At 30.0% G+C, this 23,736-nt stretch carries 22 protein-coding genes; 11 read left to right on the top strand and 11 right to left on the bottom strand.

Annotation, left to right across the window (positions count from 1 at the left end; genetic code table 11):
* Positions 1-6: 6 nt before the first annotated feature.
* The 7 genes from QZ286_RS05860 to QZ286_RS05830 all read left to right on the top strand — a co-directional run bounded on the left by QZ286_RS05860 (position 7) and on the right by QZ286_RS05830 (position 8,034).
* The gene (locus tag QZ286_RS05860; protein ID WP_291256040.1) at positions 7-903 is read left to right on the top strand and encodes an AEC family transporter; all 897 of its coding nucleotides are present in this window, start codon (positions 7-9) and stop codon (positions 901-903) included.
* A 203-nt stretch (positions 904-1,106) separates the two neighbouring features.
* Positions 1,107-2,513 (top strand): glucuronate isomerase, encoded by a 1,407-nt coding sequence (gene uxaC, locus QZ286_RS05855; protein WP_291256039.1) that lies wholly within the window; start codon positions 1,107-1,109, stop codon positions 2,511-2,513.
* Between the two features lie 26 nt (positions 2,514-2,539).
* A complete protein-coding gene (gene uxuA, locus QZ286_RS05850; RefSeq protein ID WP_291256038.1) occupies positions 2,540-3,589 on the top strand; it encodes a mannonate dehydratase in 1,050 nt (349 codons plus the stop codon).
* A 20-nt stretch (positions 3,590-3,609) separates the two neighbouring features.
* Positions 3,610-5,211, top strand: a complete 1,602-nt coding sequence (locus QZ286_RS05845; protein WP_291256037.1) for a mannitol dehydrogenase family protein — start codon at positions 3,610-3,612, stop codon at positions 5,209-5,211.
* Positions 5,212-5,227: 16 nt separating this feature from the next.
* A complete protein-coding gene (locus tag QZ286_RS05840) occupies positions 5,228-6,247 on the top strand; it encodes a TRAP transporter substrate-binding protein (RefSeq protein ID WP_291256036.1) in 1,020 nt (339 codons plus the stop codon).
* On the top strand, positions 6,247-6,726 hold the full coding sequence (locus tag QZ286_RS05835) for a TRAP transporter small permease (RefSeq protein ID WP_291256035.1): 480 nt from the start codon (positions 6,247-6,249) through the stop codon (positions 6,724-6,726). The genes QZ286_RS05840 and QZ286_RS05835 overlap by 1 nt, the downstream gene beginning before the upstream one ends.
* A 3-nt stretch (positions 6,727-6,729) precedes the next feature.
* Positions 6,730-8,034: a TRAP transporter large permease gene (locus QZ286_RS05830; RefSeq protein WP_291256034.1), complete on the top strand. Its 1,305-nt coding sequence runs from the start codon at positions 6,730-6,732 to the stop codon at positions 8,032-8,034.
* 85 nt (positions 8,035-8,119) lie between these two features.
* On the opposite strand, the gene QZ286_RS05825 is transcribed toward QZ286_RS05830, so the two are convergent.
* Genes QZ286_RS05825 through QZ286_RS05815 form a run of 3 tightly spaced genes read right to left on the bottom strand, consistent with a single transcriptional unit; the run spans position 8,120 to position 10,449 of the window.
* Positions 8,120-8,857 carry an amino acid ABC transporter ATP-binding protein gene (locus tag QZ286_RS05825; RefSeq protein ID WP_291256033.1) on the bottom strand — a complete coding sequence of 246 codons (738 nt, stop codon included), beginning with the start codon at positions 8,855-8,857 and terminating at the stop codon, positions 8,120-8,122.
* Positions 8,847-9,629, bottom strand: coding sequence for an amino acid ABC transporter permease (locus tag QZ286_RS05820; protein ID WP_291256032.1), 783 nt, complete (start codon positions 9,627-9,629; stop codon positions 8,847-8,849). Before QZ286_RS05820 ends, QZ286_RS05825 begins: the two co-directional genes overlap by 11 nt.
* Positions 9,622-10,449: a transporter substrate-binding domain-containing protein gene (locus QZ286_RS05815; protein ID WP_291256031.1), complete on the bottom strand. Its 828-nt coding sequence runs from the start codon at positions 10,447-10,449 to the stop codon at positions 9,622-9,624. Before QZ286_RS05815 ends, QZ286_RS05820 begins: the two co-directional genes overlap by 8 nt.
* A gap of 196 nt (positions 10,450-10,645) precedes the next feature.
* On the opposite strand from QZ286_RS05815, the gene yfcE reads away from it, so the two are divergent.
* Positions 10,646-11,188 (top strand): phosphodiesterase, encoded by a 543-nt coding sequence (yfcE, locus tag QZ286_RS05810; protein WP_291256030.1) that lies wholly within the window; start codon positions 10,646-10,648, stop codon positions 11,186-11,188.
* On the opposite strand, the gene QZ286_RS05805 is transcribed toward yfcE, so the two are convergent.
* The 8 genes from QZ286_RS05805 to mutL all read right to left on the bottom strand — a co-directional run bounded on the left by QZ286_RS05805 (position 11,185) and on the right by mutL (position 18,331).
* On the bottom strand, positions 11,185-11,874 hold the full coding sequence (locus tag QZ286_RS05805) for an LrgB family protein (RefSeq protein ID WP_291256029.1): 690 nt from the start codon (positions 11,872-11,874) through the stop codon (positions 11,185-11,187). The genes yfcE and QZ286_RS05805 overlap by 4 nt on opposite strands.
* Positions 11,874-12,221 (bottom strand): CidA/LrgA family protein, encoded by a 348-nt coding sequence (locus QZ286_RS05800; protein WP_291256028.1) that lies wholly within the window; start codon positions 12,219-12,221, stop codon positions 11,874-11,876. The genes QZ286_RS05805 and QZ286_RS05800 overlap by 1 nt, the downstream gene beginning before the upstream one ends.
* Positions 12,222-12,329: 108 nt before the next feature.
* Positions 12,330-13,811 (bottom strand): lysine--tRNA ligase, encoded by a 1,482-nt coding sequence (gene lysS / locus QZ286_RS05795; protein WP_291256027.1) that lies wholly within the window; start codon positions 13,809-13,811, stop codon positions 12,330-12,332.
* Positions 13,812-13,848: 37 nt separating this feature from the next.
* Positions 13,849-15,291, bottom strand: a complete 1,443-nt coding sequence (locus tag QZ286_RS05790; protein ID WP_291256026.1) for a tetratricopeptide repeat protein — start codon at positions 15,289-15,291, stop codon at positions 13,849-13,851.
* A 10-nt stretch (positions 15,292-15,301) separates the two neighbouring features.
* On the bottom strand, positions 15,302-15,673 hold the full coding sequence (locus tag QZ286_RS05785; protein WP_291256025.1) for a DUF1934 family protein: 372 nt from the start codon (positions 15,671-15,673) through the stop codon (positions 15,302-15,304).
* Positions 15,673-16,014: a hypothetical protein gene (locus tag QZ286_RS05780; protein ID WP_291256024.1), complete on the bottom strand. Its 342-nt coding sequence runs from the start codon at positions 16,012-16,014 to the stop codon at positions 15,673-15,675. The genes QZ286_RS05785 and QZ286_RS05780 overlap by 1 nt, the downstream gene beginning before the upstream one ends.
* Positions 16,015-16,028: 14 nt before the next feature.
* On the bottom strand, positions 16,029-16,496 hold the full coding sequence (gene rlmH, locus QZ286_RS05775) for a 23S rRNA (pseudouridine(1915)-N(3))-methyltransferase RlmH (RefSeq protein ID WP_291256023.1): 468 nt from the start codon (positions 16,494-16,496) through the stop codon (positions 16,029-16,031).
* An 11-nt stretch (positions 16,497-16,507) separates the two neighbouring features.
* Entirely contained in the window at positions 16,508-18,331 is a 1,824-nt protein-coding gene (gene mutL / locus QZ286_RS05770; RefSeq protein WP_291256022.1) for a DNA mismatch repair endonuclease MutL, read from the bottom strand.
* A 144-nt stretch (positions 18,332-18,475) separates the two neighbouring features.
* Between mutL and QZ286_RS05765 the strand changes: the two genes are divergently transcribed.
* The 3 genes from QZ286_RS05765 (at position 18,476) to rbr (ending at position 23,520) form a co-directional block, all read left to right on the top strand.
* On the top strand, positions 18,476-20,314 hold the full coding sequence (locus QZ286_RS05765) for a transglycosylase SLT domain-containing protein (protein WP_291256021.1): 1,839 nt from the start codon (positions 18,476-18,478) through the stop codon (positions 20,312-20,314).
* A gap of 14 nt (positions 20,315-20,328) precedes the next feature.
* Positions 20,329-22,890 (top strand): single-stranded-DNA-specific exonuclease RecJ, encoded by a 2,562-nt coding sequence (gene recJ, locus QZ286_RS05760; protein WP_291256020.1) that lies wholly within the window; start codon positions 20,329-20,331, stop codon positions 22,888-22,890.
* Between the two features lie 90 nt (positions 22,891-22,980).
* Entirely contained in the window at positions 22,981-23,520 is a 540-nt protein-coding gene (rbr, locus tag QZ286_RS05755; RefSeq protein WP_291256019.1) for a rubrerythrin, read from the top strand.
* Positions 23,521-23,736 lie beyond the last annotated feature (216 nt).

Here is a 23,736-nt window from a genome sequence, read left to right as displayed (position 1 = left end):
GAGAGTGTGTTAGATATAATCTTTGAAAAATTATTACCTATAATATTATTTTTTATTATTGGTTATATATTAAAAATATTAAAAATCTTATCAAAAGAAGAGGCTTCTATCTTATTAAAGTTAATTTTCTATTTAACAAATCCTGCAGTAATTATTCTATCTGTAAGTTCAATGAAAATTTCTAAAACTTTAATATACTATCCAATTTCAGCTATTTTTATTCATTGTATTATGATTTTTTTAGGTTTTTTTATTTCAAAACTTATAAATCTGAGTGAAAATGAACGAAAAATATTTAGAGGTGGAACACTTATAATGAACATGACTTTTATTCTCCCCTTTTTTATAATGTTCTTCGGTGAAAAAAACGTTTATCTCCTTTCTCTTTTTGATGCTGGAAATTTAATAATGGTTACAACAGTAGTATATTCCATATTTATTACTACAAAAAACGACGATATTAAAGAGAAAATTCTCAAAATTCTTAAATCTCCTTTAATAATAGCTTTAGCCATAGGAGTTATTATTAATATCATTGGATTTAAAATTCCACTTGGAATTAAAATAACTCTTCAACAAATTGCAAATATCACTGGTGTTTTAATAATGATAGCTCTTGGAGCATATTTTACACCAAAATTTACTAGATTAAAATTAAGTTTAATTATAATAGGATTAAAAATTGGTGGAATTCTAGTTGTTGGAACACTTATAGGAAGGTTGCTTCCTCTAGATGAGATGGGAAGAACTATTATTTTATTAGGAGCTCTTTCTCCTATTGGAAATAATATATTAACCTATGTTTTTATAACTGACGGAGATATGGATTTAGCTATAAATGTAGTTTCTCTTTCAATAATTTTAAGCTTTATAAATGTATCATTACTTTTAATATTTAGATAATGGCTTTTTGACTAGGGCTGTTGCAATAGAATTTGCAATGGCCCTAGTTTTATTTTACAAAAACAAAACACTTTTAAAATTTGTACTAAAACAGTATTTTCCTTTTAAAAAACAAATTGTTATGTAAAAAACAGTTGACATTATAACAAAAATATTATAACATACTAGTATACAAGTATGTAAGTTAATTGGAGGTAATATATATGTATAAATTTATGGATGAAGATTTCCTTTTAAAAACAGAAGTTAGTAAAAAGTTATATCATGATTATGCAAAAAATATGCCCATTTTTGATTATCATTGTCACTTAAATCCTAAAGAGATTTCTGAGAATAAAAATTATAAAAATTTGACTGAAATTTGGCTTGCTGGAGATCATTATAAGTGGAGAGCTATGAGAAGTAATGGAATAGATGAGAAATATATCACTGGAGATGCAGATGATTTTGATAAGTTTATGGCTTTTGTAAATACTATTGAATATTGCTTTGGAAATCCATTATACCATTGGTCTCATTTAGAATTAAAAAGATTTTTTGGAATAGATCTAGTAATAAATAAAAAAAATGCAAAGGAGATTTGGGATAGAGCAAATGCATTATTAAATACTCCAGAATTTACAACAAAAGAACTAATAAAAAAATCAAATGTAACAGCTTTATGCACTACAGATGATCCTATTGACTCTCTTGAATATCATCTTGAGATTTCAGAAGATAAAGAATTTGGTGTAAAAGTACTACCAACTTTTAGACCAGATAAAGTTTTAGGAATAGAAAAAATTGGTTTTAAAGATTACATAAACAAGCTTTCAGAAGTTTCAAATATAAAAATAGATTCTTTTGAAAAATTGGTAGAAGCATTAAAAATTAGAATTAAATTCTTTGTAGAAAGAGGTTGCTTAGTAACAGATCACAGTCTTGAAGAACCTTTCTTCCAATTAGCTACAAAAGAGGAAGTAGAGGAAGTATTTAAAAAGTCCTTAGAAGAAAAAGAATTAAATAAAAAAGAGATAGAAATGTATAAAACTGCTATATTCTTAGAGTTAGCTAGAGAGTATAAAAAATATGATTTAGGAATGCAGTTACATATGGGAGCTCAAAGAAATAATAACACAAGAATGTTTGAAAAATTAGGAGCAGATATTGGAATGGACTCTATAGGAGATAATAACTATGCTTATTCTCTTTCTAGATTATTGGATGAGTTGGAAAAAACTATGGAATTACCAAAAACAATATTATACTGTTTAAATCCTAAAGATAATGAAGTGTTAGGAACTATGATCGGAAATTTCCAATGTGGAGAAATGCCAGGTAAAATGCAATTTGGTTCAGGTTGGTGGTTCTTAGATCAAAAAAATGGAATGATAAATCAAATGACTACACTATCTAGTTTAGGATTATTAAGAAGATTTATAGGAATGCTAACTGACTCTAGAAGTTTTATATCTTACACAAGGCATGAATATTTTAGAAGAATAATGTGCAATTTAATAGGAACTTGGGTAGAAGAGGGTGAAATTCCTTATGATTTAGAAATCCTAGAACCAATGATCAAAGAAATTTGTTATTTAAATGCAAAAAATTACTTTAAACTAAAAGATTAAAATATAAATAAATTTAAGGAGGAAAAATGAAATTATCATTTAGATGGTATGGAGATACAGACCCTGTAACTCTACAGTATATTAAACAAATCCCAACTATGCATAGTATAGTAACAGCTATATATGATGTTCCTGTTGGAGAAGTATGGGAAATGGAGAAAATTCAAGTTTTAAAAGAAAAAGTAGAAAAAGCTGGATTAAAATTTGAAGTAATTGAAAGTGTTCCAGTTCATGAAGATATTAAATTAGGACTTCCTACAAGAGAAAAATATATTGAAAATTACAAAAAAAATATTGAAAACCTAGCAAAAGCAGGAGTAAAAGTTATTTGTTACAACTTCATGCCTGTATTTGACTGGACAAGATCTCAATTAGATAAAGAGTTAGAAGATGGTTCTACAACATTAGTTTATTATAAGGATCAAGTTGATAAATTAGATCCATTAAATGCTGAACTATCTCTACCTGGATGGGATTCAAGTTATACTAAAGAAGAGATGGCAACTCTATTTGCTAAATATAAAGAGATTGGAGAAGAAGGACTTTGGGAAAACTTAAAATACTTCTTAGAGCAAATCATTCCAGTAGCTGAGATAAATGATATCAAAATGGCAATTCACCCTGACGATCCACCTTGGTCTATATTTGGATTACCAAGAATTATAACTAAAGAGGAAAACATAGACAGATTCTTAAATTTAGTTGATAGTAAGTACAATGGATTAACTTTATGTACTGGTTCTTTAGGATGTGCAAACTTCAATGATATGCCAAAATTAGTAGATAAATATAGTGCTATGGGAAGAATACATTTTATGCATGTTAGAAATGTAAAACTTCTAAATGATGGAGTAAGTTTTGAAGAGTCAGCTCATTATTCTGGTTGTGGATCTTTAGATATTGTTGAAATTATGAGAGTTCTATCTAAAAATAATTTTGATGGATACTTAAGACCAGACCACGGAAGAATGATTTGGGGAGAAACAGGTAAACCAGGTTATGGGCTATATGATAGAGCCTTAGGAGCAAGTTATATAACTGGAATTTGGGAAACTTTGACAAAACTAAATAAATAGTATTTGATTTGGAGGATAATATGAAACTTTGTTTAAATAATTTAGCAGAAATAAAACAAATAAAAGAGATAAAAGCTCCAATATATGACATAGAAAAAATCAAGAAAAATACAATGGAAGCACCAAAATGGTTACATTTTGGTGCTGGAAATATATTTAGGGCTTATGTTGGAAAAATGCAACAAAATCTATTGAATAAAGGTCTTGAAAATACTGGAATAATTGTTGCTGAAAGTTTTGATAATGAAATCATTGATAAAGTATATAAACCATATGACAATTTAACATTATCAGTAAGACTATCAAAAGATGGGGATTTTTCAACTGAATTAATTGGAAGTATTGTAGAATCTTTAAAAGTTGAAACTGATATGGAAAAACTGGAAGAAATAGTTAAGGCTAAAACTTTACAAATGATTAGTTTTACAATAACAGAAAAGGGATATAACCTTAAAACTCCAGATAAAAGCTATATGAGTATCGTAGAAGAAGATTTTAAAAATGAACCTTCAAAAGCAAAACACATAATGAGTATAATAACAAATCTATTGAATATAAGATTTAAAAACGGAGCTACTCCTATTGCTATAGTTAGTATGGATAACTGTGCTGGAAATGGTGAAAGAATAAAAGTTGCTGTTCAAGATATAGCTAATCATTGGTTAGAAAAAGGTTATGTAGATAAAGACTTTATAGCATATATAGAAGATGAATCTAAAGTGAGTTTCCCTGTATCAATGATAGATAAGATAACTCCTAGACCAGCAGAAGTAGTTAAAGAATATCTTGAAAAATTAGGTCTTGAAGATATGGAAATAGTTGTAACTAGTAAAAACACTTATTCTGGACCTTTTGTAAACTCTGAAGAAGCTGAATATTTTGTTGTTGAGGATAAGTTTCCTAATGGAAGACCTCAATTGGAAGAATCAGAAGCAGGAGTTTATATAACAGATAGAGATACAGTGGATAAGACAGAGAGAATGAAAGTTACTACTTGTCTAAATCCTTTACACACAGCATTAGCAATATATGGATGCCTATTGAATGAAAAAACTATTTATAGTGCTGTATCTAATCCGTTACTTAATAAACTTATTAAAAATATAGGGTATGGTGAAGCTTTAAAAGTAGTCGAATCACCAAAAATATTGGATCCAAAAGCATTTATAGATGAGGTAATCGACGAAAGATTTGCAAATCCATATATTCCAGATCAACCTGAGAGAATAGCAACAGATACTTCTCAAAAAGTTGGAATAAGATATGGAGAAACTTTAAAAGCATATTTAGATAGTAAAGAGTTAAATATTTCAGATATAAAATATATTCCTTTAGTTTATGCTGGTTGGTTTAGATACCTATTAGGTATAGATGATAATGGTTGTCAAAGAAGTATTAGTCCTGACCCAATGTTAACAATGTTACAAGAAAAATTATCAGGAATTGAATTTGGTAAACCAGAAACATATCAAGGACAACTTAGGGAGATCCTAAAAAATAAAATGATTTTTGGTGTTGATCTAGAAGAGATAGGATTGGCAGAAACAGTAGAAAAATATTTTGTAGAAATGTTAGTAGGACCAGAAGCAGTAAATAATACTCTAAAAAAATACTTAAAGTAAGATTAGGAGGATAACCGTGAAAAAATTAAGATCATTTTTGAGTTTTACCTTACTAGTGATTTGTGCTCTAATTCTAACATCTTGTGGAAAAGAAGAAAATAAAAGAATAATAAGAATTTCACATAACCAAGCACAAGATCACCCAACAAATATAGGATTAATGGCTTTTGAAGAATTTATCGAAAATAAACTTGGAGATAAGTATGACGTTCAAATATTTCCAAATGAATTGCTTGGATCACAAGTGAATACTGTTGAATTAACTCAAACAGGAGCAATAGATTTTGCTGTAGCAAGTAATGCTATTTTAGAAAGTTTTGATAATATCTATCAAATATTTAATCTTCCATATCTATTTGATAGCCCAGAACACTATCATACAGTTATGGATAATAAAGAATTAATTGAACCAATATTTACCTCTACGGAAAAATCAGGATTTGAAGCTGTAACTTGGTTAGATGCTGGAACAAGAAACTTTTATACAGTTAAAAAACCTATAAAAACTCCAGCTGATTTAAAAGGTTTAAAAATCAGAGTACAACAAAGTGCTTCTAATATAAGAATGATGGATCTATTTGGCGGAGCAGCTACTCCTATGGGATTTGGAGAAGTTTACACAGCTTTACAACAAAGTGTTATAGATGGTGCTGAAAATAATGAACTAGCTTTGACAAGTAATAAACATGGAGAAGTTGCAAAATTCTATTCATACAATATGCATCAAATGGTTCCTGATATTTTAATAGGAAATCTAAAATTCTTAAATAGCCTTTCTTCTCAAGAGAGAGAAATTTTTAACGAAGGTTTTATTTTAATCTCAAAGGTACAAAGAGATGCTTGGGAAGACTCTGTAGAAAAAGCTAAAATACATGCTGAAAAAGATATGAAAGTACAATTTATCTATCCAGATGTAGCTTTATTTAAAGAAAAAGTAATTCCACTTCATCAAGAAATCCTAGATGCTACTCCTAAATTAAAACCTATCTATGAACAGATACAAAAGATAGGAAAACAGATGAAGGAGGATAAATAATGGAAAATTTAAGAAATGGTTTAGATAAATTAATTCTTTTTATTTGTGTTGTTTTATTCATGTTTATGACAGCAGTGGGAACCTATCAAATATCAGTAAGATATATTTTTAAAGATCCTAGTACAATTTCAGAGGAGTTAATATCTTATTCTTTTGCTTGGATGTCAATGTTTGCTGCATCATATGTTTTTGGAAAAAGAGATCATATGCGTATGGTGTTTTTTGTTGAAAAATTTAATAAGAAAACACAATTATATATTGCTATTCTATGTGAAATTGTAATCTTATTATTTGCTTTTGGGGTATTAGTTTGTGGTGGAAAAGCAATAACAGAGTTAACTATGACACAAATATCTCCAGCTCTAAGAATATCAATGGGATATGTATACTCTGTACTTCCAACTTGTGGAATAATAACTTCAATATACAGTATTTTAAATATAAGAGATCTATTTATTAGATTGAAAGAGGAGGTATAATAGATGGTATTTACAACAGCTTTAATAATGTTTGTTGTCTTAATAGTAACTTTATTATTAGGATTTCCAATTGCTATAAGTATAGGAGTGTCTTCTATATTAGCTATACTTCCCTCTCTAGTTTTTGATAATACTTTAGTAACAGGTGCTCAAAGAATTTTTTCAGGAATATCTAACTTCACTTTAATAGCAATTCCCTTCTTTATATTAGCAGGAAATATAATGAATCAAGGTGGAATAGCTAAAAAATTAGTAGCCTTTGCCCAATCATTAACAGGAAGAATTCCAGGTTCATTAATGCAAACAAATATACTAGCAAATATGATGTTTGGAGCAATATCTGGATCAGCTACAGCTGCCTGTGCTGCAATGGGTGGAATTTTATTGCCAATGGAAGAGGAAGAAGGTTATGATAAAAAATTAGGTGCTACTGCTAATATAGCTAGTGCTCCTACAGGACTTTTGATTCCACCATCAAACTCTTTAATAGTGTATTCATTAGTTAGTGGTGGAACATCTGTAGCAGCACTATTTATGGCAGGATATATTCCAGGAATACTATGGGGATTAGGATGCATGATTCTAACTCTATATTTATGTAAATCTAAAGGAATGAAGGGAACTAATAACTTTAAACTTAAAGTTGTAGTGGCTACTTTTATAGATGCTTTACCATCTTTAGCACTAATAATAATAGTCATTGGTGGAATTATTAAAGGAATATTTACACCTACAGAGGGTTCAGTTGTTGCAGTTGTTTATACTCTACTTCTATCAATGTTATTCTATAGAACTATAACATTCAAACAACTGATCAATATTTTTTCTGAAAGTGCTAAAATGACTGGAATAATTGTATTTCTAATAGGAGTTTCAACTATAATGTCTTGGGTAATGGCATTCACAGGTGTTCCTCAAGCAATCTCAGATCTTATTTTAGGATTGACAAGTAATAAATACCTAATTTTACTGTTAATGAATCTATTACTACTTTTTATTGGAACATTTATGGATGTAACTCCAGCGATACTAATTTTCACTCCAATATTTTTACCAATAGTAAAATCTTTTGGAATGAGTCCAGTACATTTTGGAATAATAATAGTTTTCAATCTTTGTATAGGGAATATAACTCCACCAGTAGGAAATACTCTATTTGTAGGAGTTAAAGTTGGTAAATTAAAAATAGAAGATGTAATGGGACAATTGATAAAATATTATGGAGTAATAATATTTGTTCTAATGTTAGTTACATATGTTCCAGCAATTTCAATGTATCTTCCTAAACTTGGTGGATTTATTAAATAGTAATTTCATAAAAACTTTATAAAAAAAGTTGATTGACCTTAGTTTTAAAGCTAAAGTTAATCAACTTTTTTATTTCTAAATAATTTTAAACATTCCATTCAAGAAGTTTGCTTAAAAATCTTTTCAACTCTGGTGTAGCTGGATTGGTAAAAACTTTAGAACTCTCTCCATATTCCAAAAGCTCACCATTGTAGAGGAAACATACCTTATCACAAGCATGTCTTGCAAATCCCATCTCATGGGTTACTATTATAAAATCTATTCCTTCAGATTTCAACTCTTTAATAACATCTAGAACTTCCACTGTATATTCTGGATCTAAAGCTGAAGTTGGCTCATCAAAAAGTAAAAATCTAGGTTTGAACGTTATTGCTCTTATAATACTTATTCTCTGTTTTTGTCCTCCAGAAAGTTCTGCTGGTCTCTTATTTATCTCATTTTGTAGTCCAAATCTTTCCAGATATTTTAAAGCTATCTCTTTTGCCTCTTCCAACTCATACCCATGTACATTTACAAGTGGATTTACAATGTTTTCTAAAACTGTCATATGTTTAAATAAGCCCTCTTGCTGAAATATAAAACCTATAGATCTCCTATACTCCAAAAGCTCATTCTCATTAAAATTTAAAACTTTTCCATCTATCTCCACACTTCCATCTGTTGGCTCTATCAACCCAGCAATAATCTTTAAAAAAGTGGATTTTCCTCCCCCTGATGGTCCTATTATAGCAAGTGATTTCACATCATCCTCAAAGTCAATTCCATTTAAAATTATATTGTTATCTGAGAATTTTTTAGATATATTTTGTAATTTAATTCTCATATTTAAATCTCCTTTCCAATTTTTCACTAATATATGAAAGAGGTAGAGTAAATACTAAGTATAAAACTCCTAATAATATATAGCATTCAAAAAGTTTAAAGTTCAATGAAGATATCTCTCTCATAGTTTGAGTTAACTCTATTATAGCTATTATAGAAAGTAGAGAGGAATCCTTTATTATTGAAGCAAACTGTCCTGTTAAAGCTGGGATAGTTTGAACTATCAATTGGGGAAGGATTACAAATTTTATTGTCTGTTTTTTAGTATAGCCTATTGCTCTAGCAATTTCAATCTGATTTTTATCAATGGATTCAAAACTCCCTCTTAAGATTTCAGCTATATATGCCCCTTCAAAAATGGATAAAATTAAAACTCCTGCTACAAAACGATTGTCAATTCCCCAAGCCGTACCTATTATATAGAAAAATAGATAAATCTGCATAATTAATGGTGTTCCTCTGATAAATTTTACATATAACAGACTAAAGTATCTCAATATAATGAGATTACTTCTCTGAAATAGAAAAACTATTACTCCTATTAGGGAACTAAATACAAAACTGCTTATACTTATATAAAAAGTCAGTAAAAATCCATCTAAAATTCTACCTTGAAACTGTTTTACAAAACTAAAGTCCAACTCTAGTCCTATTTTTTTTAATGAATAGTAGATTCCTATTCCAATGACTCCGATTAAAATTACAATATTTACTATAATTTTACCTAGTGAGTCCCTCTCCTTTTCAGTACTAAAAAAAACTCTTCTAAGCATTATTTTCACCATTCTTTAGGTCGAAGAACCACTGAAATTCCAACTCTTTAAAAGCTTTTCTCTCCTCAGGTAGATATTTTTCTGACAATCTCTCAAACCCACCATCTGAATAGAATTTCTCTATAAACTCATTCATTTTTATAACTAACTCTTCATTTCCTTTAGGAAAAGCTACTCCCCATTTTTCAGCCTCTTGAAACGGTATAAAAATAGCTTCTGTAACCTCTTTATTATTTTGCCAATTTCTATATATAGTCAATTGATCATATAGAAATACATCAGCCTTGCCCTGAACTACCTCTGTCACACATGCACTCTCATCTGGAAATGATCTTATTTGAGCATCTTTTAAATACTTTTGAGCATATAAAAAGCCTGTAGATCCTGTTTTTACAGCTATAACTGCGCCACTCTTATTCAGATCTTCTACAGTTTTTACCTTTCCATCTCTATTTACTAACATTCCCAATAGAGAGTTAGCATATGGATTGGAAAAATCGACTATTCCTTTTCTCTCATCTGTTATTGTCATAGATGAGATAACCAAATCTACTTTTTTAGTTTGAAGTGAGGGTATCAATCCGTCCCAAGCAATATTTTCAATTTTCACATCTCTACCTATATATTTTCCAAACTCTTTTATGAAATCAACACTTATTCCTGTAGCTTCACCATTTTGATCCTTTGTTTCAAATGGTGGATATGCTAACTCCATTCCCACTACTAATGTATCTTTTTTACTGTTTTTTTCTCCACTACAACCAACAAAAAGAGTTGCAATGATCAAAACTAAAAATATACTAAATAAAAATTTTTTCATTTTAAATCTCCTTTTATCATTAATTTTTGAGTAAAATCTATCTTTTAAATAATTCTTGACTTATTAACTCATGTATATTATATTTGTTTATTTAACAAAAAGCAACACTTATTTATGAAGCTCTCTATCACTCAAGTTGACTTATCCTCGTATTCTATATATAATATTTATAAAAAATGTAATTGGAGGAGAAATTTTGAAGTTATTTATTATATCTGATATTCACGGTTCACTATATTATTTAGAAAAAGTTATGGAAATTTTTAAAAAGGGAGATTATGACAAATTGGTTATTTTAGGAGATGAACTCTACCACGGACCTAGAAATCCTCTACCTAAGGATTACTCTCCAAAAGATGTTATTCAAATATTGAATGGATATAAAGATAAGATTATTGCTGTGAGAGGAAACTGTGACAGTGAGGTGGATCAAATGGTTTTAGATTATCCTATTATGAGTGACTATGCCCTTCTTTATCTTGGAGAAAAGAGAGTATATATAACTCATGGACATATCTATAATAAAGAAAATCCCCTTCCTATGAGTGAAGGAGATATCTTACTATATGGTCATTTTCACATTCCAATGATAGAAAAAATTGAAAATAGATACTTTTTCAATCCGGGTTCTATATCTCTACCTAAAAATAGCAGTAAAAATAGTTTTGCTATACTTGATGAAGAAACTTTTACTATCAAGGATTTAGATGAAAATATCATTATGGATATAAAATTTTAAACAAAAGCATTTATAAGGGGGGCTAGAATAATGGTAAGTATCCCAGCTATTACAATAGCTAAAGCACTCATAGCTCCCTCTATCTCTCCCATCTCTATAGCTCTACTTGTTCCCACAGCATGACTGGATACTCCCAATCCCAATCCCTTTGCTATTGGATGTTTTATCTTAAATACAGAGTAGATAAATGGAGCTGTTACATTTCCAGTGATCCCTGTTACAACTATTGCAAAAACTGTAATAGAGGGAATACCTCCCAACATCTTTGAAAGTTCTATCCCTATTGGTGTAGTTATTGATTTTGGCATAAATGATACCAATAGTTTGTGATCTATTCCTAAGAATTTCCCCAATACTACAACTGAAACTATTGCAACTACTGCTCCTACTATCCCTCCTCCTATTATTGGTACCCAATGTTTTTTTAGAAGGTCTATTTTTTGATACAGTGGAATAGCCAAAACAACAGTGGCTGGGGCTAGAAAAAATACTATTAAACTTCCACCTAACATATAGTCTTTAACACTTATATGAAAGAAATTTAAAATTCCCATAACAATCAATGTTGCTATTAAAAGTGGATTAAAAATTGCCAACTTTGTTTTTTCAAATATAAATTTTCCTATCTCAAAAGCAATTAGACTGATTATCACTCCAAATAATGGATTACCTGCTATCTCCTGCATTATCTCTTCTCTCCTCTCTCTATTAAATACTGTACTGTAATTCCTGTTATTACCATTGTTATCACTGTTGTAAATATTACTAAAAATATTATTTTCAAAAATCCTGTTTTAAGTAAATATATATTTTCTAATAGACTTACTGCTGGAGGAAGAAAGAATATTGTCATATTCAAGAGCAAAAAATTCCCAGCTTTCTCTATATGTGTAAGTTTTAAAAACTTGAAATGAAGTAGTAAAAATAGAAGTAACATTCCACTTATAGTTCCTGGAATTGGTAGGTGTAATACTTCTGACAAAACAACACCTATGTAATTTACAATAAAAATCAGTAAAAATTCTCTTAACATCCTTTGCTCCTTAATATTATTAAAAAATTTAAAGGAGAAAATTTTACCTAAAGTAAAATATTCTCCTTTTTAACTATCTTTATTCTATTCAGTTAATAAATAGTAAATCTAGTCTCTTGGTTTCATTTGAGGGAAATATAATACATCTCTTATAGACTCAGAGTTAGTTAATAACATGATAAGTCTATCTATTCCTATTCCCATTCCTCCTGTAGGTGGTAATCCATACTCTAATGCCTCTACGAAGTCATCATCAATTACTGGAGTCGCCTCGTCATTTCCTCTTTCAGCTTCTTCCACTTGAGCTTCAAATCTTCCTCTTTGGTCTGCTGGATCTTGTAACTCAGAGAAAGCATTAGCATACTCTCTAGCATCTATAAATAACTCAAATCTATCTGTGAATCTTGGATCCTCTTCATTTCTCTTAGCAAGAGGTGAGATCTCTACTGGGTGTCCAAAAACAAAAGTAGGTTGTACTATTGTCTCTTCACACTTCTCCTCAAAGAATTGGTTAATTATGTGTCCTACAGTATTCATGTGATCAGGTACTTCTACATGATGTTGTTTTGCAAGAGCTTTTGCTTCTTCAAATGTTATATTTTTATCCCAGAAGTCAACTCCTGTTACCTCTTTTACTAAATCTACCATATGAACTCTTTTAAAGTTCTCTAATACAATCTCTTTTCCATTGTAAGTGATAGTTGAAGTTCCTAAAACCTCTTTAGCTAATGTGCTTATGATCTCTTCAGCTAAGTCCATCATATCTCTGTAATCAGCATATGATTGGTACATCTCTATCATTGTAAACTCTGGATTGTGTCTTGTACTCATACCTTCATTTCTGAAGTTTCTTCCTAATTCATACACTTTTTCCATTCCACCAACAATTAATCTCTTTAGATATAATTCTGGAGCAATTCTCATATATAAATCTACATCTAGTGTATTGTGGTGTGTTATAAATGGTCTTGCTGCTGCTCCTCCTAAAATAGGGTGCATCAATGGAGTTTCTACTTCTAAGAAACCTTTACCATCTAATATTCTTCTAATTCCCGATATAATTTTTGTTCTTTTTATAAATGTATCTCTTACATCTCTATTCATTATAAGGTCTACATATCTTTTTCTATATCTAGTCTCTATATCTGTAAGTCCGTGAAACTTCTCAGGTAATGCTCTAATATTTTTACATAATAGAGTTACAACACTAGCTCTTATAGTTAACTCCCCAGTTGAAGTAAGGAAAAGTCTTCCCTCTACTCCTATGATATCTCCTACACCTATCTTTTTAACAAGCTCGTAGTTTTTCTCTCCTAACTCATCTTGTCTTAAGTAAGCTTGTATTCTTCCACTTATATCCTCTATATGAACAAAAGCTGTCTTACCTTTTCCTCTATATGCCATTATTCTTCCAGCAGTTTTGAATGTTAATTCCTCTTCTGGAGTATGAGTTAAAATCTCCCCTATCATATTTTTCTTATCGAACTTCTCTCCGAATGGCTTTATCCCCATCTCTTTTAACTCTTCGACTCTTTTCCATTTTTCCATGACAAGACTGTCACTGGCGATCCTATCAAAATATCTCTCCATAGGTACTCTCTCCTTCTATTTAAGTTGTTTAATATGCTTATTTTGTTGGATATTGCTGCATCTGCTGTAAAAGATATAGACTAGCTTTTACACTCCAAGATGAGTTCTTGTAATTCTGTCTTATATATGTTAGATAGTTTACAGCTTGCTCCTTATCTCCAAGTTTATCATACACTATTCCTATATTATAATATATTTCTGCTTTTTTTTCATCATTTTTTTCTAAATTTAGAGATTTTTTGAAATAATTTACAGCTTCTGAATAGTTACCTGTTTTAAAATAGCTCTCTCCCATATAGAAATATATATCTTTTTGTTCAATATACTCCCTATTTAATCCTAAAGCTTTCTCAAAATAAATAATAGCCTCTACATAATTATCTTTATTAAATTTTTTCTTTCCATCTTCAAAAAAAGTTAAATATTGAGTATAATTCTGTGCCTCTAGATCAACAGGTGCATTTTCTTCAACTTTAGTATCCTTTATTTCAGAATTTAGAGTACCCATATCAACAGGATTCTCTCCACCATTATTTAAGTAACTAGCTCCCTTTATTGGATTTCCATTTTTTATATACCAATTTCCTATAAAATTTCCCATTGTCTCATCTGGAGTAGTTTCATACATCTTCTCTAAAAAGATTATCTCTTCCTGTGTATTTTTATTCTTGTTCATAATTAATCCAGCTATCTCTTGGTTTAAATTTGTTGCTGATCTCTTATACTCAAGTAGAGCTGAACTTATTATAAAGTTTTTATCTTGGATCATCTTCAATGAGTTAACTATATTTAATTTGTCATACTCATCTAACTTTGTGTATCTCTGTAAGAAATCTATCTCATCTTTAATAATCTTAGCATTTCCATCTTTTCCTGCCAATTCAATCAGCATAAAAGAGATCTCCTTATCTCTAAAACTATTAGGGAATGCTATTCTGTGTACAGCTACACTATCACTTAATCCCTTTAAATTTCCTGTTTTATACTCTTGTAAAATAACCTCATAGTTATTCTGCTCTGTAAACTCATATTTTAATTTATTTTGAATAGCTATCTTTCTACTAAATGAACCTCCAGAATAGATATTTACCTCATAATTTCCCTGATATATCCCTCTGAAAAATAGTTTTCCATCTTTTATCTCCATCTCATATGATGCACCCAATGGTGAATAAAGAACGTTATAACTATCCTCACCTATTCCCAAAGGTATAGAGACATAATCCCCTACATATACTTCATAATTATTTCTATATGTGGAATTGTACTCTCTTACATAACCTCTCTTTAGACTTGTTGATATATCACTTAATATTCCTGAAGGTGCTGAACTATTTAATATGATACTCTGTGCTTTTAGTTCACCTACATTATTCCATGGTTTTTCTATACTGCTCTCTGATAAACTTCCCTTTAGGTTATCTAAATTAGTACAACTGCTTAAAAGTAGTACTAAACTTAGAAAAATATAGTTTTTCATATCTCCTCCATTAGTAACTCTTTATTCCTATAGTTATTCTATTTAACTCCTCGTTACCCTCAAAGATCTTATAAGAAAATTCTACAATAGAGTTCATCTCATCTACTTCTATCTTCTCCCCTTGTATCTTAAATAGCTTTCTCATCTCTTTAGTAACATAGTTAAATTCTGTCACTCTATCTAGATCCACATCTATAATAGCAGATACCTCTCCTTTTCTAGATATGATAACTCTTCTTGGACTTACTATTAACTCACACTCTCCCAATCTACTGTTATATCTATATATCAGTTGCCCATTCTCTTGAGATAGAGTTCCCTCAACCTTTTCAAAACTCTTTTCTCCATAACTATCTGTATTCTTTATAATAAATCTACTCATTAATAATATTCCTCTTCATCATCTTCATAATAATCTTCATTGTCGTATCTATCCCCGTACTCTTCATCTTCTCTATCATAGTACTCATCATCTTCATAGTCTCCAATATCCTCACCATCAAGATACTCATTTTGCCAGAACTCTATTACTTCCATAGCATCTGAGTCCTCCATAAGATAGATCTCCTCCTCATCTTCATCATAATCAAATACATGAAGCTCTCCATCATAATCCTCTGCTATGATATACTCCTTATCTCTCATTGATATATTTTCAACTACGCTTAATTCAAACTCCTCATCATCTATATTGTAATAAAAAGTTTCTCCCTGTGAATACATAATTATTCCTCCCTTTATTTATGATATTTTCCATTATTTATTATACTAAACCATCTATATATCTGCTCAGTAAGTATCAATCTCATCAACTGATGAGGAAATGTCATCTTTGAAAAGCTAAGTCTCATTTGACTAGCCTCTCTCACTCTTTGTGACACTCCATAAGAACCACCTATTACAAAATTTATTGTACTATCTCCTTTTACAGTTATCCTCTCTATCTCCTGTGCCATCTCCTCAGATGAGTAATTCTTTCCTTGAATATCAAGCAGTATATTGTATCCACCTAATTTTTCTAAGCTCCTTAATATATCTTCAGATTCCTTCTCTATCGACATATTTCTGTTGCTATCATTCCCATCCTCTTTCAATTCTACTATCTTCATTTTAGCAAAAGATTGCATTCTTTTCAAGAACTCATTTATTCCCTCAATTATATATTTATCCTTTACCTTACCTATACAAACGATATTAATATTCAAATCTACTCTCCTTATTTCCTTTTAAAAAGTTTTTCTAGATCATCTCTTGTTATCTTTACAATTATTGGTCTTCCATGAGGACAGGTGTATTCCCCTATCTCATGCAACTCTCTTATTATCTTCTCCATCTCTGAAATCTCCAATTTCTCATTGGCTTTAATGGCTCCTCTACAAGACATTGAGATCAAGATGCTCTCTCTTATATCTAGATTTCTATTCTCCTTAATATTTTTTAAAATATTTCTAAATATATTCTCAATACTATCTCTCAGATCAATTATCGGTATTGCTCTTATCAAAATCTCATTATCTGAAAATCTATCTATCTCAAATCCTGCCTTTAAAAAATTCTCACTATTTTCAAAGATTATCTCTTTCTCTCTTGGATCAACTAAAACCCTTACTGGAACAAGTAGTTGTTGCATACTAACCTCTGTCCCATAATACTGTTTTTTTAATTTTTCATACAGGATTCTCTCATGTACAATGTGTTGATCATAGATCTCAAAAACACCATCTCTCTCCACTAAAATAAAGGTGTCAAAAACCTGCCCCATAACTTTAAAGTTTATCTCTCTCTTCTCCGGTTTTTTCTCATCTTTTTCAATTTTAGGTAGCTTTTCCTCAGTTTTCTCAATTTTTTCATATTTAACTGGAGGTTCTTTTACACTTTCCACTACTTCTTCAGGCTCTTCTCTCTCCTCTACTGGATAGCTAATCTCCTCTTTTTCTACCACTATTTTCTCTTCTACTGGTATCTCAAGAATTTTCTGTGGCTCTGCCTTCATTGGAGTAAATCTCTCAAACTCTGAAAAATCAAGATATTTTTTCTCATCTTTTTCAATTTTCTCCTCTAAAGTAGGCGATACAAACTCATCATCTCTTTCAAAACTTTTTTCAATCTCATTTAGAACATACCTATATATTCTATCCTCATCATCAAATTTTACCACTTTTTTAGAAGGATGTACATTCACATCTACATTTTTAGGATCTACCTCTAAAAATACTATTGCAAATGGATATTTTCCCTTCATCAACTTTGTATAGTATCCGTCTATTACTGCTGTCTCTATTATCTTAGACTTCACCATTCTATTATTGACAAATGTAAATATAGAGTCCTTACTACTTCTGTACAAAGCTCCATTTCCCAAGTATCCCAATGGAAATTTTTTTACATTTTTCAAAACATTTCTTCCAAATATCTCAACAATAGCATTATCTATCCCATTTCCAGAAGTTTTTATACTCTCCTTTCCATCAATTATCAAAGATATAGCCACTTCTGGATTAGATAGTGCCTCTTGGATTATGATATCCTTGATATTTAGATATTCAGTTGTTGGTTTTCTTAAAAATTTTAATCTAGCTGGAGTATTGAAAAAAAGCTCCTTTATCTCAATAGTAGTTCCCTTATTTCTCTGTATACTCTTTAAACTCGTTACCTTTCCACCCAATACTGTTATCTGACTTCCCAACTCATCAGCCTCTGTTTTAGAAGAGAGTGTCAATCTTGATACAGCACTAATAGAGGAGAGTGCTTCACCTCTAAATCCATAGGTATAAAGGTTGTAAAGATCCTCTTTCTCCTTTATCTTGCTTGTTGCATGTCTCTCTATTGAAAGTAGAAGATCCTCCTGTGACATTCCTACTCCATCATCAGTGATTGTAACATCTCTACCACCATTTTTTATCTCTATCTTTATACTCTTACTCTCTGCATCTAAAGAGTTTTCCAACAGTTCTTTTATCATACTAGCTGGATTTTCCACTACCTCTCCAGCTGCTATTATATTTGATACAGACTCATCTAATATCTTTATTTTTCCCAAAATTTCACCTCCTATAAAATATAAATGTTCAATTTAATTATCTTATAATTTATGAATAATTTCAAGGTTTTTTTAGAAAATAGATTGCCATTTTTTTGTTATTTTGAGATAATTATATAAGAAAGTATATTGTCGAGGTGTATTATGAAAAGAATTTTTACTCTATTTATTTTTTTAACTCTGTTTATAAATAGTTTTTCACAATCTAATGATGACTACACTCTTTTTCTCAATGGAAAAGATGCTTATTACAATAAAAACTTTAATGAGGCAAAACTCAATTTTGAAGCACTTTTAAAAAGCTTTTCTAAATCTGATATATTTGATAACAACTATCCATATTTCTATATTGGTATGAACTACTATCAGCTAAAAGATTATGAAAATTCTGCATATTTTTTAGAGAAAGTAGTCTCTAGTCCAGAAATATTTATCAGTGAAAACTTCAAAGTAGAGAATATTCACTTTTTAGCTGAAAAAAACTTTGCCCTTGGAGATTCACTATTCAAAATTGGAAATATTGAAAAGGGAACCCTCTATCTAAAAATGATTGATTCAGATGTATATTACCCCTTTATAGCTTATTATGAGAAGGAAGCTTTAACTATTCTAAGTAAAATATCTATTAAAGATGAATATAAATTACGATTAAAATTTAACTATGATTTTTCAGTTGTAGATAATTTTACAACTGATGAGCTTTTAAAAATAGGAAACTATTTTCACTCTAAAAAAGAGTATGGATATGAGGAAAAACTCTATACTTTAATTTTAGAGAAAAATACTCTGACAGAAAAAGAGAGAGAAAGAGTTATGAGTTCATACCTCAAACTTCTATTAGACTCTCATTCTCAAGAGAAACTTCTAGCTATTACCAGTGAGAATGATTCTCAATTAAAGGATCTATACGATTTCTATAGAGGACTTACTTACTACAAAAATCGTGATTTCTCTAGAGCACTCTATCTCTTCTCAAATATAAAGAGTGGCGAGTATTTTTCAAAGGCAAATTTCTATATAGCTAGTATCTATTTTTCACTAGAGGATTATCCTGAAGCTCTCAATGCTTTGAAAAAAATTCAAAATAAAAATATAATCACTGACTCTATGGCAGCTATCTCATATTTTGCTTTGAAAGATACAAAAAATCTTAATCGTGCTGTTGAGGCTATCAGCAAAAAATATCCAAACTCCTATGTTGGACTATATTTTAACAACTTAAATGAAAATTACTCTGAAATATCTTTAAACTCATTAGCCAACCTTTTTAATTTTTCTACTAATATAATTAATAATTTTGAAACTCTTCCTGACAATTTTTTACAGGTTGGAGATATTGCAGAGGTTGAGCAGATTTCAAAAATATCGAAACTGAGAGATAGAGCTATATTAAAAGTTGCAGTAGAAAAAAGTAGTTTTATGGATAATCATACTACCAAATCAGCTCTTGCTATCACAACCATATTGGAAAATGGTGAGTTTTATGAATTAGCTTTTAGAAACTCAAAAAAACATTTAGGAGAGTTTTCTAAATATAGAGGACTTATTAAATACAACTTTCCTCTTTATTATAGCAATATAATTGATAAGTATTCTAAAAAATACCAAGTTCCTCAAGAGCTTGTCTATACTATTATACATGAGATTACTGGTTTTAATCCCTATCATATCTCTGATGGATCTAAAATTGGTATTATGAATATACCTTATGAGGAAAATCCCACTATATTCTTTGATTATTTCAATGTGGATAGAAATATGGAAGAGGGAGTTAAGATCCTAAAAACATACCTAGATAAATATGAGGGAAATAATATCAAAGCTTTGATAGCCTATATCTATGGAGATGAGTATTTGAAGAGAATCTATTTTGATTATACTAATGATATTAACCTTGCCTCTATTATAGAGCCAGAGGAGAGATTCTTTCTTCAAAACCTTTTCATTACCTATATTTTTTATACAAGATTATACAATTTTTAACAAGGAGAGTAACTATGAGAAATACTAGATGGATATATAGAGATATGGAGTCAAACTCCAACTCTAAACTTAATATTGATAGAGATATTCTTAATTTATTAAACAACAGAAACATAACTAAAGATGAGGAGATATATAGTTTTATAAATCCATCTTTAGATAATATACAATCTCCATCACTTCTAAAAGATGTGGATAAAGCTATAGAGAGAATCATACAAGCTAAAGAAAGTGGTGAAGAGATCTGGATATATGGAGATTATGATGTAGATGGAATCACCTCTACTTCCCTTTGTTATCTTGCTCTAAGTGAACTAGATTTCATACCTAAATACTACATACCATTGAGAGATGAAGGGTATGGATTGAATAAAGATGCTATTAGATATATAGCTTCTCAAGGGGGTAAAATAATAATTACTGTTGACTGTGGAATCTCTTCACACTCAGAGATAGAACTAGCTAACTCTCTAGGAATTGATGTGATTATAACTGATCACCACGAAATCAACAACGGAAATCCACCAGCTTTTGCTGTTATAAATCCTAAAAGAATAGATAATGAATTTTCTTTTAAATCTCTAGCTGGAGTTGGTACTGCTTTTATGCTAATGCTTGCTCTTTTTGAAAAACTAGGAAAGAGAGAGGAGATCTTTAAATATCTAGATATTGTAGCTATTGGTACAGTAGCTGATATAGTTCCTCTGATGGAAGAGAATAGAGTATTTACAAAATTTGGTATGGAGAAACTTAAGAGAAGTCACTCATTAGGTATCAGTATGCTAATTAAGAAAATTTTTGAAGATTACAAAACTAGAAAATTTACAACCTATGATATTGGCTTTATAATCGCCCCTATATTCAATGCTGCTGGTAGATTAGAAGATGCCAAAAGAGCAGTGGAATTATTCATTGAAAAAGATCATAGAGTATGTAGCAAAATAATTGATGAGTTACTTACTAAAAACAGTGAGAGAAAAGAGATTCAAGAGCTAATTTTAGAAAAAGCTACACACAAGATAGAGAGTAAAAAACTCTTTGAAAATAGTGTGCTAGTAGTTGCAGAGGAAGGCTTTCATCATGGAGTTATAGGTATAGTTGCCTCAAAAATTTTAGATAGATACTATAAGCCTACCATCATTATGGAGATAAAAAAAGATGAGGGGATAGCTACTGCATCTTGTAGAAGTATTGAGGGATTTAATATAATCGAAGCTCTCAACTCAATGAAGGAGCTCTTTGTAAAATATGGTGGACATGCTGGAGCTGCTGGTTTTTCTATTGAGATTGATAAGATTGAGGAGTTCTCTAAGAGAATAAATGAATATGCTAAAAATACAATCTCTGAAACCTCTCTTATCAAACCTGTTAAGATAGATATATCTATCCCAGCCTATAAGATATCCTATGACTTTTTAGAGAAGATCTCTACTCTTGAACCATTCGGTTTTGGAAATCCATCACCACTATTTGTATTGAGAGATTGTGAGATATCTGGTGTTAGAGCTATTGGAAAAGAGAAAAATCATATTATGCTCAATGTAAAAAAGGATAATATGGAGATCAAAAACTGTGTCTGGTTTAATAGTGAGGATATATTTAATGAGATCGTTACTCTTACAAAGGTTGATATAGCCTTTAAATTAAAATTGGAGGTATATAAAGATAGATACCAATATAAGATGTATATTGAAGATATACAACTCCCGCAGATCAAAGAAAATTACATTGAAAAATACTACAACCTATATAATAGTGTATTTCCACTAGAAACTGTTATCTACACTAGAAAAAAACTTGATAATAATGATTTGAAACTTGTATATCAAGATAATGAGGTGGATCTAACTCACAATAGGAACTATCTAACTACATTGGATAATCAAACTTCCTATCTTCTTCTGGAGTTAAGAAAAAACTATAATTATGAATTTAAAGTTACAATAAAAGATGTTATATTAAAAGAGGAAAACTACAATATACATCTAGTTATTGATAGAGATTATGAATTTAACTCATACTCAATTAAGCAAAATGAGTTATTTAGAGATATTAAAAATTTTCTAATAGGGGAATTCAATTACAATAGTATACAGAAAAAGACTCTAGCCTCTATATTTAAAGAGAAAAAAAATAGTGTATTAGTGGCTTCTAAAGGAAGGGGGATCAATACTATACTTGAAACTATCTCACTTTACTATAAAAGCTTAGAAGAGAGAGTAGTATATATTACTGATTCAACCCCTAACCAAAGATTACTTAACACTCTAGATATATCTGATGAGTTCATAGAGGGATATAGTTTCTATATAATTGATAAAGAGATTGATTACTCTCTTTTAGATAACAAAAGAGCCTTAATTATATCAAATAAAAACTTGGAGCTATCTAATTTTAATAAGATTGTTGATGAGTATGATATTCCTAACAATATTGAAATCATTGATAATTTTTCAATAGAGCAAGAGGGGGTATTTAGTAATATACTTCCAATTAGAGAGAAAAAATTACTACTAGAGAGAATAAAAAAAGGAGAAAAGGTTAAGTGTACTAAAGATATACTAGCCTATATGTAAAAAAATATTTGACATATAAGTATAAAAGTGATATCATAATTGTAAGCATTACAAATTTAGAAAAAAATTAGTAATTTGAGGAGGTTAACTATGGAATTTAAAGGAAGTAAAACTGAAAAAAACTTAATGACTGCATTTGCTGGGGAATCTGAAGCAAGAAATAAATATACTTATTATGCTTCTAAAGCTAAAAAAGATGGATATGAGCAAATTTCTAAGATATTTGAAGAGACTGCAAACAACGAAAAAGAGCATGCTAAATTATGGTTCAAACTATTAAAAGGTGGAGAAGTTCCTTCTACAATAGATAATCTTTTAGATGCTGCTGAAGGTGAAAATTACGAGTGGACAGATATGTATGCAACTTTCGCTAAAGAAGCTAGAGAAGAGGGATTCGACGATATAGCTAGAGCTTTTGAAGGTGTTGCAAAGATAGAAAAAAGACACGAAGATAGATATAGAAAGTTATTACAAAATATAAAAGAAAATATGGTATTTGAAAGAGATGAAGAGGTAGCTTGGGAGTGCATGAACTGTGGACATATTCACTATGGTAAAAAAGCTCCAAACCTATGCCCAGTATGTAAACACCCTGGAGCGTACTTCATGATTGAACCTAAAAACTTCTAATTAGATTGTTATAAACCTGTGAGCATATGTTTGCAGGTTTTTTTATATAAAAAAGTGGAGAATCATATCTCCACAAATTATATATTACTTATTACTTTCTTTCCATCAAACACATAGCCTACTTTTACTATATCTTTTACTCCATATCTCACTAGCTCCATATCATATCTATTCTCATCTATCTGTTGGACTGCCTTTTCTACTTCTTTATCTATA

This window comes from Fusobacterium sp., from assembly GCF_019012925.1.
Classification (GTDB): Bacteria; Fusobacteriota; Fusobacteriia; order Fusobacteriales; family Fusobacteriaceae; genus Fusobacterium_A.
The sequence above is the reverse complement of the archived record's forward strand: the minus strand, read 5'-3'. Positions and strand labels throughout refer to the sequence as shown.

Excerpts from the sequence above, each read along its gene's own strand:
- QZ286_RS05820 (WP_291256032.1), bottom strand. The coding sequence starts at position 9,629 with ATGCTTAGAAGAGTTTTTTTTAGTACTGAAAAGGAGAGGGACTCACTA.
- QZ286_RS05815 (WP_291256031.1), bottom strand. The coding sequence starts at position 10,449 with ATGAAAAAATTTTTATTTAGTATATTTTTAGTTTTGATCATTGCAACT.
- QZ286_RS05785 (WP_291256025.1), bottom strand. The coding sequence starts at position 15,673 with ATGAGTAGATTTATTATAAAGAATACAGATAGTTATGGAGAAAAGAGT.
- QZ286_RS05825 (WP_291256033.1), bottom strand. The coding sequence starts at position 8,857 with ATGAGAATTAAATTACAAAATATATCTAAAAAATTCTCAGATAACAAT.
- QZ286_RS05800 (WP_291256028.1), bottom strand. The coding sequence starts at position 12,221 with ATGTTAAGAGAATTTTTACTGATTTTTATTGTAAATTACATAGGTGTT.
- QZ286_RS05835 (WP_291256035.1), top strand. The coding sequence starts at position 6,247 with ATGGAAAATTTAAGAAATGGTTTAGATAAATTAATTCTTTTTATTTGT.
- lysS (WP_291256027.1), bottom strand. The coding sequence starts at position 13,811 with ATGGAGAGATATTTTGATAGGATCGCCAGTGACAGTCTTGTCATGGAA.
- uxaC (WP_291256039.1), top strand. The coding sequence starts at position 1,107 with ATGTATAAATTTATGGATGAAGATTTCCTTTTAAAAACAGAAGTTAGT.
- QZ286_RS05765 (WP_291256021.1), top strand. The coding sequence starts at position 18,476 with ATGAAAAGAATTTTTACTCTATTTATTTTTTTAACTCTGTTTATAAAT.
- recJ (WP_291256020.1), top strand. The coding sequence starts at position 20,329 with ATGAGAAATACTAGATGGATATATAGAGATATGGAGTCAAACTCCAAC.
- QZ286_RS05780 (WP_291256024.1), bottom strand. The coding sequence starts at position 16,014 with ATGTATTCACAGGGAGAAACTTTTTATTACAATATAGATGATGAGGAG.
- rbr (WP_291256019.1), top strand. The coding sequence starts at position 22,981 with ATGGAATTTAAAGGAAGTAAAACTGAAAAAAACTTAATGACTGCATTT.
- QZ286_RS05790 (WP_291256026.1), bottom strand. The coding sequence starts at position 15,291 with ATGAAAAACTATATTTTTCTAAGTTTAGTACTACTTTTAAGCAGTTGT.
- QZ286_RS05830 (WP_291256034.1), top strand. The coding sequence starts at position 6,730 with ATGGTATTTACAACAGCTTTAATAATGTTTGTTGTCTTAATAGTAACT.
- uxuA (WP_291256038.1), top strand. The coding sequence starts at position 2,540 with ATGAAATTATCATTTAGATGGTATGGAGATACAGACCCTGTAACTCTA.
- QZ286_RS05805 (WP_291256029.1), bottom strand. The coding sequence starts at position 11,874 with ATGCAGGAGATAGCAGGTAATCCATTATTTGGAGTGATAATCAGTCTA.
- QZ286_RS05845 (WP_291256037.1), top strand. The coding sequence starts at position 3,610 with ATGAAACTTTGTTTAAATAATTTAGCAGAAATAAAACAAATAAAAGAG.